Source organism: Shewanella sp. BJSY2023SW001 (genome assembly GCF_047314685.1).
GTDB lineage: Bacteria > Pseudomonadota > Gammaproteobacteria > Enterobacterales > Shewanellaceae > Shewanella > Shewanella indica.
The window spans coordinates 28,946-41,341 of the sequence record NZ_JBKORF010000049.1; the positions used below are offsets into that span (position 1 = coordinate 28,946).

General features: G+C 50.9%; 10 protein-coding genes. 2 read left to right on the forward strand and 8 right to left on the reverse strand.

Features of this window, described 5'->3' with window-relative positions:
• Nucleotides 1–95: 95 nt before the first annotated feature.
• The 6 genes from urdA to ACMHXH_RS11130 all read right to left on the reverse strand — a co-directional run bounded on the left by urdA (nucleotide 96) and on the right by ACMHXH_RS11130 (nucleotide 6,264).
• Complete coding sequence (gene urdA / locus ACMHXH_RS11105) at nucleotides 96–1,850, reverse strand: urocanate reductase (RefSeq protein ID WP_039035160.1); 1,755 nt, start codon at nucleotides 1,848–1,850, stop codon at nucleotides 96–98.
• A gap of 42 nt (nucleotides 1,851–1,892) precedes the next feature.
• A complete protein-coding gene (locus tag ACMHXH_RS11110; protein WP_039035159.1) occupies nucleotides 1,893–2,657 on the reverse strand; it encodes an outer membrane protein OmpK in 765 nt (254 codons plus the stop codon).
• A 267-nt stretch (nucleotides 2,658–2,924) separates the two neighbouring features.
• A complete protein-coding gene (locus ACMHXH_RS11115) occupies nucleotides 2,925–4,136 on the reverse strand; it encodes a sensor histidine kinase (RefSeq protein WP_039035158.1) in 1,212 nt (403 codons plus the stop codon).
• A 2-nt stretch (nucleotides 4,137–4,138) separates the two neighbouring features.
• Nucleotides 4,139–4,801, reverse strand: a complete 663-nt coding sequence (locus ACMHXH_RS11120; RefSeq protein ID WP_335912506.1) for a response regulator transcription factor — start codon at nucleotides 4,799–4,801, stop codon at nucleotides 4,139–4,141.
• A gap of 1 nt (nucleotide 4,802) precedes the next feature.
• Nucleotides 4,803–5,543 carry a helix-turn-helix transcriptional regulator gene (locus tag ACMHXH_RS11125; RefSeq protein WP_039035156.1) on the reverse strand — a complete coding sequence of 247 codons (741 nt, stop codon included), beginning with the start codon at nucleotides 5,541–5,543 and terminating at the stop codon, nucleotides 4,803–4,805.
• Nucleotides 5,544–5,880: 337 nt separating this feature from the next.
• Nucleotides 5,881–6,264, reverse strand: a complete 384-nt coding sequence (locus ACMHXH_RS11130; protein WP_413738055.1) for a hypothetical protein — start codon at nucleotides 6,262–6,264, stop codon at nucleotides 5,881–5,883.
• Nucleotides 6,265–6,627: 363 nt separating this feature from the next.
• Here ACMHXH_RS11130 and ACMHXH_RS11135 point away from each other — a divergent pair, with 363 nt between their 5' ends.
• Together ACMHXH_RS11135 and ACMHXH_RS11140 are read left to right on the forward strand one after the other, a co-directional pair.
• A complete protein-coding gene (locus ACMHXH_RS11135; protein WP_413738065.1) occupies nucleotides 6,628–8,442 on the forward strand; it encodes a M14 family metallopeptidase in 1,815 nt (604 codons plus the stop codon).
• A 32-nt stretch (nucleotides 8,443–8,474) separates the two neighbouring features.
• Nucleotides 8,475–8,891: a GFA family protein gene (locus ACMHXH_RS11140; protein WP_039035152.1), complete on the forward strand. Its 417-nt coding sequence runs from the start codon at nucleotides 8,475–8,477 to the stop codon at nucleotides 8,889–8,891.
• A 75-nt stretch (nucleotides 8,892–8,966) separates the two neighbouring features.
• On the opposite strand, the gene ACMHXH_RS11145 is transcribed toward ACMHXH_RS11140, so the two are convergent.
• Both ACMHXH_RS11145 and ACMHXH_RS11150 read right to left on the reverse strand, forming a co-directional pair.
• The gene (locus ACMHXH_RS11145) at nucleotides 8,967–10,304 is read right to left on the reverse strand and encodes a coproporphyrinogen III oxidase family protein (protein WP_144362056.1); all 1,338 of its coding nucleotides are present in this window, start codon (nucleotides 10,302–10,304) and stop codon (nucleotides 8,967–8,969) included.
• Nucleotides 10,305–10,561: 257 nt separating this feature from the next.
• Nucleotides 10,562–12,148, reverse strand: coding sequence for a methyl-accepting chemotaxis protein (locus ACMHXH_RS11150; protein WP_144362057.1), 1,587 nt, complete (start codon nucleotides 12,146–12,148; stop codon nucleotides 10,562–10,564).
• Nucleotides 12,149–12,396 lie beyond the last annotated feature (248 nt).

Here is a 12,396-nt window from a genome sequence, read left to right on the forward strand (position 1 = left end):
TTGTTGCTATCGCCTTCAATGAAGGAATCGCGATAAAAAAACGGCCCTTACGGGCCGTTTTGAGTTCTGGGGAGATAGATGAGTTGTTTGGCGGCTTAGTTGGCGGCAGCCTGCTGACCGGCGATACGGCCAAAGACAATGATGTCAGTATAGGCGTTGCCACCCAGGCGGTTAGTACCGTGAGTCAAACCTGTCACTTCACCGGCGGCAAACAGACCTGGGATTACCTTGCCTTGTTCATTCAGCACGTGGGTCTTGGTATCTGTTACCAGACCACCCATGGTGTGGTGTACTGATGGCGTGGCTTTCAGGATCCAATATGGGCCCTTGCTCAAGTCCACCAGCCCGGCTCTGTGGTTGAAGGCTTCATCCTTACCGGTTTTCGCATAGTGGTTCACATCCTTGATGGTCTTCTTGAGGTTTTCCAGCGGAATGTTGAATACCTTGGCGGCTTCTTCAATGCTGTCTACTTCATACATCAGACCACGGCTGGTGAAGTCTTTGTATTCACCCTGGTGCATACCAATGGTACCGGCTACATCATCAATGTCCTTGTTCCACAGAACATAGGTGTAACGACCGGGTTGTTCCAGAATCGCATGGGAGATCACGTCGCGACGTTCCAGCTCTTCCACAAAGCGCTCACCGTTTTGGTTGACCAGAATCGCGCCAAAGAAACGGGAGTCGGCGATCAGGGCAATGGCTCCTGTCTCTGGGTTACAGATAGGGTAGGTTTGGATATAGCCCAGGTTACGGGTGTCGGCATGGATCTTCTCACCCATGACAATACCGTCACCTGTACCACCTGAAATACCTGTTGTACCGTAACGCTCATCCAGCTCTGGGTTGTATTGCTTGCGCATAGCCACGTTGGCAGAGAAACCACCGGTAGCGACAACAACACCGCGCTTGGCATGATAAGTGATCTTCTTGCCGTTCTTGGTCGCCTCAACACCGACCACACGGCCATTGTTGTCCATCAGCAGACGGTCGGCGGTAGTGTTGGTGTGAATAGGCAGACCGACTTCTTCGGCTTTCTTGGCAAACTTGCCGATCACTTCGGCGCCCGTGTGGCCTTTGGGGATCAGGGCGCGCTTGACGCTGTGACCACCAAACTGGAACAACTGGTTGGGATAGAACTCAACCTTAACATAGTCACGCAGCCATTCGGCGGCATTGACGGCATTGTCCACCATCACCTTGACCATCTCAGGGTCACCCTTGAAGTCGCCCCCTTTGAGTGTGTCTTGGATAAACAGCTCTTTGGAGTCGGTAATCTCCATGTTTTTCTGTACCCAGCTACCGGCTACGTTCATTTCGGCGCCGGAGATCAGTGAGTTACCACCTATGATGGGCATTTTTTCAATGATAACGGCAGAAGCACCGGCTTCCATGGCCTCCAGACCGGCACTGAAACCGGCGCCGCCTGAACCTATCACGACTACGTCATAGGTGTATTCGGCTGGTGTCAAAGCTTCATTATGCTTGGCCGTGGCACTTGCGGCTACCAGGGTCACCCCGGCAGCTTCAATACTGGCGGCTACGGCTTTCTTGAGAGCATCTGAGGTCACGGTTGCACCGGAAACCCCGTCAACTTCTACAGAGTTGTTATCTATAATGGCTTGCTTTACATCTTTGAATGCGGCGGCGGCCAACACAGGGTTTTCTTTCTGCTTCAGCACGTCGATAGCCACAATACGGCCATCCTGAATGCTGGTTTCAACCTGGATCTCACCATGCTTGCCCTGGGCAGTCCCCTGACTCTTGATGATCTCATGGGTCACCTGACAGCCGGTAATCACCACGGCAGTGGATACGGCCACGCCCAAAACGGATTTGTTCAACTGCATATTCAGTTCCTGTCGATTAAAAAAGGGAGCTTGGCTCCATTGTTAAAACTGGTATCCGAAAGCCAACCCATACTCGATACCGTCGTTGTACTGTGCGCCCCAGCTATCGTACTGAGTCAGGTGCAACTTGCCGTAGAAGGCATCGGTAAAGTGGGTCTGCCACCCTAGAATGATCTGGTGCCCATAGCTGTCGTAACTAAACAGCTTTTGGTGCTCTTCGTCCCTGTCTATCTGCGCTTCGTAGTTGACGGATAAGTTGTGCTTCAATCCGGCAAAACTCAGCGGGTATTTGGCGTTGAGCACCAGGGCGTAACCTGAAATGTCATTGAAGTTCTCATCTGTTGGTGAGAAATGACCAAAGGTATAGTTGAAGCCAACCCCATAGTTCAGTGCCAAATTGCCAAACTTACTGTTGTGCGTAACCCCCAGATAAAGGTTGTCTTCGACCAGAGTCTCACTGGCAGAGATAAAGTTCTGGGCCCAAAAGTTAAAGCCGCTTTCACCCAGTTTGTGCTCTATGATTGCCAATGCCTTTAGAGTGGTTTTACCATCTTCATTCTTCTGGTTTTCTGCGACTTCCCCCGGATTCTCCAGCTTGATATTGGCGAAATAACTGCCCCAATCGGCCAAACCCAAATGATTTAACTTGAGAAAGGGTTGGTTAAAGACGCCAGGGTTATCATCTTCGGTATCACTGGTATAAAATTTATAACCAAGATCCAGGCTGGTTTTGGTCACATCGGCCTGCACATTGGCAGAAAATGCCATAGCCAGTGCCACCCCACTCAACAACCATTTTGAGTTCATAATATTTCCTCAGACAAATAAAATGCCAAGTAATTGAAAACTTTAAACACATGAATTAGACGAGGAAATAATAATTAATTGTTGCCAATAACTGCTGTGATCTTGGTCGATTACAATCCTTAAAAAAATAAACTCTGTGGTTTAAGGAAGTAGGTGATAAGAGAACATAAATTAAGTGAAAATTCCGTCAAATAAATAAAAAAGAGACAGCGAAAGCCATCTCTTTTTAAAATGGTAATAAAATATAAGCCTAACTCACATTTTCCTTTAATCTGTAATTTCTATCTCGGCAATAAACATTTGTGGAGTTCTATATTCCTTGAACTGCCAGCCCAGTTGTTTCGCCAGCCGTTTGACCAACATTAGTCCCAGACCAAAGCCTCCCAGACTATCCTGTAAGGTCGAGTTACTGACCCTGATATGTTTACCTCTCTGCTCCACTTTGACCTCACCTGTGCCATGTTCGAGTGCGTTGCGTAGCAGATTATTGAGCATGATGGACAGAGGCTCTTTCAGCACCTGAAGTTGGGTATCGTCACAGTCCAACTGAATCATGCCCTGCTTGCCCTGAGCATGTTCCTGCTCGGCGGCCAACTGTTGCAGCAATTCAGCCGGCATCAAAGGTTGTTTCTCCAGCTGAGTGCTGCTCTTGTTGGTGAGCCAAAGCAGAGTTTCTATGATGGATTTCATCTGCGCTGTCGCTTGGCTGGCGGCCAGTACTGGCCCGGTCAACTTGCCCTTTTGCAAGGTGAGCAGCTCAAAGGATGACTGGCAGATAGCCACAGGCGTGCGCAGTTCGTGGCTGGCAAAGCGCAGGAAGTTGAGCTCCCTCTGCTGCGCTTTTTGTAATTGCTGCAACGAAGTATTGAGCGCATCCACTATCGATTGCAGCTCGGCATAGCCTTGTTTGGGAAAACTGAAGCCATTCATGCTTTGCCAGTCGTGTTGCTTGATCGCCTGACTGATTTTGTGCACCGGAGTGATTACCTGTTTTTGCATGTGAAACGCCAGGCTGGCCACCACCCCGAAGGTCATCACTATCAGCAATAAAATGGCGGTCATGTTCTTGGGTGCAAAGACAAGATCATGGGTGGCATCATAATGTAGCCATAGATACAGCGGCTGGCCTGAAGCCGTGTAGTGGACACTTAAGGCATCGATATAGGGGCCATCGAGATGCTGGTAGCGGATGCCGGTTTCTGCAGTGGGAGGCTGAAAGTCATTGATGGCTTTTATCTTATCCGGTACCCGCTGCCAGTCGGCAAATACACTGATGTTGTCGGTATCCAGCTCGGTACTGCCTTGGGTAAATACCGCCTCGGCTGCCTGGCCTGCGTTATGCAAGGTGATTTCATGCATGGAAAACATGCCGGTGCACATCATGCAAAGGGGGATGATGCTATTGATGGCCAGAGTGACCGCCAGAAAAATAAGCCCATAAATTTGATAGCTGCGCTTGAGACTGAACTTGGGCATCATCTTCAGTCACTCCTCAGGCAGAGTCCTACCCCGCGAATAGTGTGGATTAACTGGCTGTCGAACGGCTTATCCACTACCCGCCGCAACAGATGCAAATGGCTGCGCAAGCTGTCGCTGTCCGGGGGACAATCGGGCCAGAGCATACGTTCTATCTCTTCCCGCTCCACGGTTTCCGGGCTGCGGCGAGCCAGCAAAGCCAGTATCTGCCAGCCGGTGCGGCTTAGAGATAACAACTGTCCCTGGCGATAGGCTTCGTGCTTGCCAAAGTCCATCTCCAACTCACCCAATTGTAGTTTTGGCGGTGCTGGACGGCGCTGAGCCACTACCTTGATGCGGGCGACCAGCTCCTCCATGGCGAAGGGCTTAATAAGATAATCGTCGGCGCCGGCATCAAAGCCGCTCAATCTGTCATCCAGACCACTGCGGGCGGTGAGCATGATCACCGGCGTAGTAATACACTGGGCCTTCCAGCCCTGGCATGCTCGCACACCGTCCCCGTCAGGCAAGTTGAGATCCAGCACCACCACATCAAAATGCTGCTGTCTCAGCAGTTCATTGGCTTGAGCCAAGGTTTCGGCATAGTCACATTCAATACCCTTTATCGCCAGGTATTGAATGATATTGTTTGCCAACAGACGATTATCTTCGACCAGCAGTATTAACATGTCAGATCAACTCAAATTGATGGGCCAGATGGATTAGATTTGCCCTGTTGCTGGCACCCAGTTTTTTACGCATTGACTCCATATGGTATTCAACCCCACGGACACTAATGTGCAGTCGATCAGAGATCTCATGATTTTGCAGTCCGGTTGCCGCCATTCGCAGCACTTTTCTGGCGTTGGCCTTGAAGATCCGGCTTTGCAGAAACGGATTGAATCTCTGCCTGTCATGTTCAAACAATAGACTCTGAGCCAAGATCAGGGTCTGTTGCAAACGCTCAGGTTGCGGATCCGGATGACCTGAACCCAACAGCATAAAACGGCCAAACCAAGTCGGGTTGGCATAGCTGGGCACGGGGAAGCTCAGAACAGTGTCATAACCATGTTTGGCGAACAGGACTTTTACTGGGTCATCCTCTTGCCAGCGGTAACACCAGGCTTTGTTTGCGCATAAAGACTCGGCGAAATTATTGTCGCTGCGGGCATAGTGTTCCAGATAGTACTGTTGCAGGGTTGCTATCCGACAGGAGGACGCCAGTGACGCGATTGGCCTTCGTAGCCACACGGGGGCGAATAGGCCTTGATTTCCCGGGTGCTCCAAATACTCCCTGGCGTTGCTTGGCAGCCCTTGAAACCAAAACCCCTGGAATCCTTGCGCGGCAATCAAAGGACCGACGGTTTGCAGCACTTGCCTTAAACTGCTCTCTGCTTCTGTGAGTGCAGTCTTGTTCAATACTGTACTCATGCGATTACTCCTCAAGAACAAGAATCAAAGCCAAAATAACCCAGGCTATGAAGTGAACAAAGATAGTTGAAACAGATATATAGGCTAGGCTACAAAAATGTAACTCTATGTAAAGTCGCCGGTTATTTTGACGTTATTTTGACATCGATTGTTCTATGATGCCAAAACAAGCAGCAAGTTGGATATAGCGTACGCTTGACTTTAAAGCGACAGCTATGGCGCTCAAGAGCGCTAAACATCTTCCCGTATCGGTTACACGGTCGAGCAACAGTCCGCAGCAGTCCGCATCAGTTCACCACTACGCTGGCTCATTATGTCAGAGTCCAAGGCATCTGACTCAGTGCCCGAAAACCCATTGAGCAAAGGCTATTCCCGGTTCTTTCAACATAGAGCCCCGGAGGTCAATCCTACCGGGGCTTGGTTTTCTTGGAACTTCATCAGGAATTGCGTTGAGGCCTCGACATCCGGGGTAAACAACCTGTTTGCGCAGCGCCTTTAATAGTTGCTCATTCTGGGGTGACAACTGCCTGTGATTCACTTTCTTCTGCAGATCCAGCGCCACCTGCATCAGCTCAAAGCCATAGATACGTGCCACGCCATCCACTACCTTGCTGAGATTCTTACCGGCCTGGAAGCCGACGCAGAGCACACATGGGACTTGTTCGCACTTTCCCTTATTAATGTGAATGCCAAAAGCACCATTGATAATTAAAACGGCCATCACATTAAAATACTACTTTACCTATATAAGCTATTTGTCCAGCCGTTAATGATCACTGGTATAGATATAAAATTCTTTTTTAATTTTCTTAGTTAAGAAATTACAACACAGAAAATAACTTAAGAAGTGAGACTAGATATTTATTCAGACTGGACTGCAAATATGTAAATTACTGCCCTTGAATGCCATTTTTTGACATTACTTTGACGAAACAAGATTTAGGGAGGGGCAGTTTGCTTTCATTGCTATAACCACAAAATAAAGAGAGAGTCACTCCGGGTGACTTGCAGGGGTGAGTAAATTGGTTAAAGATAGAGCGCTTCAACAATAACAATATTCTGTATCCCGGAGCCTTTCATGCGCATGCTGTCCCTGCTCTGGCTCGCTGTCGCGACGTTCCCCGGCGCCGCACTTGCCGAACCAGCCACCCAAGCCAACACCTATATCAATGATGCCATTTTGCCGCCGCTCAAACCCTGGAGTGGTGCCAGCGAGGCCTTAATGCGTCCAGCCGACGACGGCTGGGCCACGCCTTTTGAGCAATCCGGCGGTATTGAAAGCCCAAGCTATCAGCAGACCTTTGCCTGGCTGGATAGGCTGATGACCCAGAGCAATAAGCTCAACAAGGTGAGCCTGGGCAAGAGCCCCCAGGGCCGTGATATCTGGATGATAGTGGCCAGCGCCGAAGGTGCCGCCACCCCGGCACAGCTGAGACGCAACCATAAGCCCAATATTCTGGTGCAAGCCGGGATCCACTCGGGTGAAATTGACGGCAAGGATGCCGGCATGATGTTATTGCGGGATATCATAGTCGGCGACAAGGCCGAGCTGTTGGAACAGGTCAACCTGCTGTTTGTACCTATTTTCAGTGTCGATGCGCACGAGCGCTCCAGCCAAAGCAACCGGGTTAATCAACGCGGCCCACTGAGCATGGGCTGGCGAACCACCAGCCAAAACATCAACCTCAATCGTGACTACGCCAAGGCCGACAGCATAGAGATGCAACACATGCTGACCGCCATCAACGACTGGCAGCCACAGCTGTATATCGATGTGCATGTCACCGACGGTATCGATTACCAATATGATGTGACCTTTGGTTACAACCTGTCTCAGGGGCTGAGCCCCGCCGGCTACAACTGGCTGCAACAGGAGTATCGCCCGGCGATAGAACAGGCGCTGACCCAGGCAGGTCATATCCCGGGACCTCTGGTCTTCGCCTTGGACAATACTGACTTGAGCAAGGGCATGTCACTGTGGAATGCTTCGGCCCGTTATTCCAACGGCTATGGCGATGCCAGACACCTGCCGACCATATTAATTGAAAACCACAGCCTCAAGCCGTTTCGGCAACGGGTGCTGGGCACTTATGTGATGCTGGAGCAAACCCTCAAGACGGTGGGGGCCAAAGCGACCAAGCTGCGTGCGGCGATAGAGAAAGACAAGTACCGCTACCCACGGCTGGTGCCCCTGACCTGGAAGTCACAAAAGCAGCAGCAGGGCTGGGATTTCAAAGGCATAGACTACCAATTGGAACAGAGCCCCATTTCGGGCAAACAAGTGGTGCGTTGGACCGGCGAGTCCAAGCTGTATCCCAACCTGCCGGTAATAGGTAATACAGAGGCGGATATCCGGGTCAGCCGCCCGGCCGCTTACTATATTCCGCCCCAGTGGCAAGAGGCGATTGCCAAGCTATCGCTGCACGGCATTCGCATGACTCGCCTGGAACAACCTCAAACACTGAAGTTGCAACAATATCGCCTCAGCGACCCCCAGTTTGCCGCCAGTGACTATGAAGGCCGCCAGAGAGTCAGTGCCAAGGCCAAACTGGAAAAGGTTGAACTCACCTTGCCTGTCGGCACGGTCAAGATAAGCACTGAGCAGCCGCTCGGCGATCTGGCGATGATACTGCTGGAGCCGCAATCGGCCGACTCACTGCTGCAGTGGGGATTATTCAACATCATATTCACCCGCACCGAGTATATTGAGGACTATGCGGTTGAACCTCTGGCACAACAGATGCTGGCCAATTCCAAAGCGCTCCAGGCCGAATTTGACCAGGCGCTCAAAGACCCGGCATTTGCCGCCGATGCCAAGGCCAGGCTGCGTTGGTTTTACGAACGCAGCCCTTACTATGATAAGGCTTACCTGGCTTATCCCGTCTATCGCGCCAGATAGGTGCTGACGATAAGCTATTCCGGAGTCGAGCGATGAAACAGCAGGATCAGTTACAGGGAGGCTGCCTGTGCGGCGCCATACGTTATCGCCTCGAGGGGGAGCCGTTCGATGCCGACCACTGTTACTGCGGTCAATGTCGCAAGAGCACAGGGGCTGTGGTAGGCAGTTGGATGGACTTCAGGCTGGAGCAACTCACTTGGCAGGGGGAAGCCGTGCGGCAATACGCCTCCTCGGCCAAGATCCGCCGCGGCTTTTGCCCAAACTGCGGCACCAGCCTGAGTTATCGCAGTCTCGATCATCCCGAGTTTATCAGCTTGAGTATTGCTTCTTTGGATGACCCAGACAGAGTGGTGCCCAGATATCATATCTACTGCGCCGACAAACCCGCCTGGTTGGAGATTAGCGACGATTGCCCCCGTTATCCCGCTAATCGCAGTCAAGGCGACTAGCCGTCGGCAGAACCTTTATTGCACAATAAAAAAATCCGCTCAGTGGCGGATTTTTGTCATTGATTGCGCCAAAGATTACATATCACAAGGCTTCAGCGGTTTACGCAGCTGCGCCCGGACATTATCCATACCGGAATAAAACTCTTTCATCATCAGCAGACCCATCATCTTGCCGTTGTCTGTGATGATCAGCTCATCCGGATTTTTAGGATCATTCTTGATAGCGCCAATCAATTTCATCGAGCTCATCTCTTTGAACAGGGCTGTGTCCAGATTAACGCCAAAGGTATCGCGGAAATACTTGCGCGACAGACGACCGGAGAACATCCCGAGCAAGAAACGATACTGCATCACATCTTTCTTGCTGTACTGCTTTTGCTGCTCAACACCCATCTTGCCACTGGCGATCCGCTCCTGATACTTGCGCAGCGAGAAAGTATTCACATGCAGGGTATCGTTAAGGAAACTGAATGAGCCTGAACCCACACCCAAGTATTCGTCGTAGTCGATTACGTATTCGTCAAAGCCTTCATCGTTGGCCTTACCAAAGGCCCAGGCCGACAACTGGTTGTACTGGCCATTAAGGGTATTGAGGATCATTCGGTACTGGTTGGCCATATCGGCCTGAGGCGCCGCCAGTTTCCCTTTGACGCTCTTGCGGGTCTGGTGGGTGATCATCAAGGGATAAGTGGTGATCTGGCGCGGATCCAGTCTGGAAGCCATATCCAAGTCATGTTGGATCACTTCGTCTGTCTGACCGCGGAAACCGAAGATCAGATCGACGTTGATAATCGGAAACAGCTCTTTGGCGGCCATGATCTTGTCGAATGTCTGCTGGCCGGTACCGAACTTTTCCAACCTGTCTGTCATCTTGAGGATGTCATCATTGAAGCTCTGCACCCCGATGGACATGCGGTCAACCAAGCCCTTGAGCTGTTTAAAGCCAGGGCTGTCCAGGTGTTGGGGATCCGATTCACAGGAGACTTCCTTGATGGAAGGGAACAGGGTCTTGGCATACTCGATAGTACGCGCCAGCTCATCTTCAAGCACTGTTGTAGTGCCGCCACCTATGTACATGGACTCGAAGTCGTAGCCCAACTGCTTGACCATATCCATCTCTTTACGCAGCGCCACAAAATAAGCGCGGGCCTTGTCTTCCTTGAACAGGAAACGATGGAAGGTACAGTAAGAGCAAAGCGTGTGGCAGAAAGGGATATGGGCATAGAGCATGTATTTCTTGCCCTCTACCGGTGCCGGCATTACATCCGCAGAAATAGTGTCCAGCCTCAGGTTCTTATCAACATAGTACTGCATCACCCGCTCCATAGCCCCCAGCATCCAGTTGGGTACTGTGATATTGGCTTGGTATGGGGTGACCAGTTGGCGATCGAGAGTTTGGATAATTGACGACATAAGGCTTCCTGTTAGTTTTGCTAATCCTTAGATACCACAATCAGTTAGATTATTTCCAAGGTACTGCCAGCTGTTTGTAGACTACCTCCTGTGGAGTAGTTAAAACGTGAACTGGCTAGAAGATAACAATACCTATCAGTATCGGAAGTGATGTTTTGTTAAGCAGATCATGTTTTAGCATTAACGGATGAAAAATCAACCTTTCGAGGGGTGTCTTTACATCAGGCAGCAAAAAGGGGTCCTTAGACCCCTTATATTCAGTTGAGCTTAAACTGTCTGACCACGCTGGAGAGCTGATCTTTGGCTGCTGCCAGTGCCGCTGTGCTGCTGAGAGTCGCCTTGCCGCTCTGATTTAGCTCCTCAACCATTTCGCGAATGACGCTGAGGTTGCGGGTAATCTCTTCAGAAACCGAACTTTGCTCTTCGGCGGCCGTAGCTATCTGAGTGCTGAGGCCATTGATATCGAACACATGCTCGGTCAGCCCCTGCAGACTTTCGGCCACCAGTGTTGTGGTATCGGCCGTTGCCTGACAGCTTTGGCGGGTACGATTCATGGCATTGACCGCCGAATCGGCGCCTTGACGCAGCTGCTCTAACATATTGTTGATCTCTGAAGTGCTGGCCTGGGTGCGTGCTGCCAATGCCCTGACTTCATCGGCCACTACGGCAAAGCCGCGCCCTTGTTCACCGGCACGGGCCGCTTCAATGGCCGCATTCAGTGCCAACAGGTTGGTTTGCTCGGCAATCTCGCCTATTACGTCCAGTACGCCGGCAATTCTGCGGGTGCTCTCATCCATCTCGGCTATGGTCTGGGAGGCACAGTCGACTTCGCTGACCAGCGCCATCACATTGTTGGAAGCCTGTTCGACCGCCTGACGGGATTCATTTCCTTGAGCTCTGGCCTTATCGGTCAACTGCGCTGCTGAAGCAGCATCGTTGGCAACCCCTTGGGCGGTAGCACTCATCTCTTCAACTGCGGTGACGACCTGGTCGGTTTCCAAGGCGTGGGCCTGCAATGCGGCCGAGTTGGACTCAGACTGCACATTGAGCTCACCGACCTGTTGCGCCATATGTTCAGAAGCTTGGGCAATGTCGCGGATCATGACTTGTAATCTGTCGCTGAGCTGGTCCAGATCGGCTGCGAGGGTGCAGAGTTCATTCTTGCCCTGGATCCCTATCTTGTGGGTCAGATCCCCTACAGCCAGCTTGGCGACAGATTGCTGGATCCGGCTGACAATAGCCACCAGATGGCGGCTCATTAAGAGTGCCATCAGCAGGGAGGTCACTATGGCAAACAGGATAAGTCCGAGCAAAATGGCTTCGGTATTATCTACCTCGGAAACCGTCATTTCGCCTAATTCCTGGTTACGCTTGGTTATCTGCGCCACCAGTTGATTGATCTCGGCACTTACCTCAGGGCCCAGATCTCGCCTTACCGGCGTCAGGACCGGCTCTGTGCCGGTTCGCTCAGCCAATGCTAATTCATCGAAATAGAGGCGGGCGTATTTGTCGATCCCGGGTTTGAGAACGGCGATTCGCGCGCCGGCATCGCTCATAAAGGCAGTGTCGAATTGGCTCAGGCGGGCTATCAGGTTATGCACCTTATCCTGATGCATGCGTACTCCTTGAGTGTTGTGCACTAAGGAAGCCAATCGCAGTTGATAGAACTCCTCGCGGATCCCGGCGAAAGTTTCGGTCAGGCTGTTGTTGTTCACCAGACGTTCGCTGGCGTCATTGAGTTGGAAAAATGCACGATAAGCAAAGATGCCGATCACTATCAGTAGCACACTGGACAGCAAAGACGGCAGCATGGATAGCATGCTGGTTCGAGTATTATTGATCATGATGGTATCTGATTGAGTGAAGGGAAATTGTGTAAGTTTGTTACGTTTGTAGAAGTATTTTACATGCGGGTGATTAAATAAGCAATTTACCACAAACAGCCTTGCCGCCATCAAGTGGTTATCTTTAAAGTATTTTGTTCTATTTTTGGATGTATGTTTTGCGTTAAAGAGGGATGTTGGTTAATCATATTTTTGTATTGCTGTGTAATTATGTTACTTTTCGCTGTGTGCCGATGGGAAAATAAGCG

What these genes read in the sequence shown, in the direction of transcription:
- ACMHXH_RS11115 (WP_039035158.1), bottom strand. Translation starts at nt 4,136, where the DNA reads ATGATGCCCAAGTTCAGTCTCAAGCGCAGCTATCAAATTTATGGGCTT.
- ACMHXH_RS11135 (WP_413738065.1), top strand. Translation starts at nt 6,628, where the DNA reads ATGCTGTCCCTGCTCTGGCTCGCTGTCGCGACGTTCCCCGGCGCCGCA.
- ACMHXH_RS11145 (WP_144362056.1), bottom strand. Translation starts at nt 10,304, where the DNA reads ATGTCGTCAATTATCCAAACTCTCGATCGCCAACTGGTCACCCCATAC.
- ACMHXH_RS11150 (WP_144362057.1), bottom strand. Translation starts at nt 12,148, where the DNA reads ATGATCAATAATACTCGAACCAGCATGCTATCCATGCTGCCGTCTTTG.
- ACMHXH_RS11125 (WP_039035156.1), bottom strand. Translation starts at nt 5,543, where the DNA reads ATGAGTACAGTATTGAACAAGACTGCACTCACAGAAGCAGAGAGCAGT.
- ACMHXH_RS11110 (WP_039035159.1), bottom strand. Translation starts at nt 2,657, where the DNA reads ATGAACTCAAAATGGTTGTTGAGTGGGGTGGCACTGGCTATGGCATTT.
- ACMHXH_RS11130 (WP_413738055.1), bottom strand. Translation starts at nt 6,264, where the DNA reads ATGGCCGTTTTAATTATCAATGGTGCTTTTGGCATTCACATTAATAAG.
- ACMHXH_RS11120 (WP_335912506.1), bottom strand. Translation starts at nt 4,801, where the DNA reads ATGTTAATACTGCTGGTCGAAGATAATCGTCTGTTGGCAAACAATATC.
- urdA (WP_039035160.1), bottom strand. Translation starts at nt 1,850, where the DNA reads ATGCAGTTGAACAAATCCGTTTTGGGCGTGGCCGTATCCACTGCCGTG.
- ACMHXH_RS11140 (WP_039035152.1), top strand. Translation starts at nt 8,475, where the DNA reads ATGAAACAGCAGGATCAGTTACAGGGAGGCTGCCTGTGCGGCGCCATA.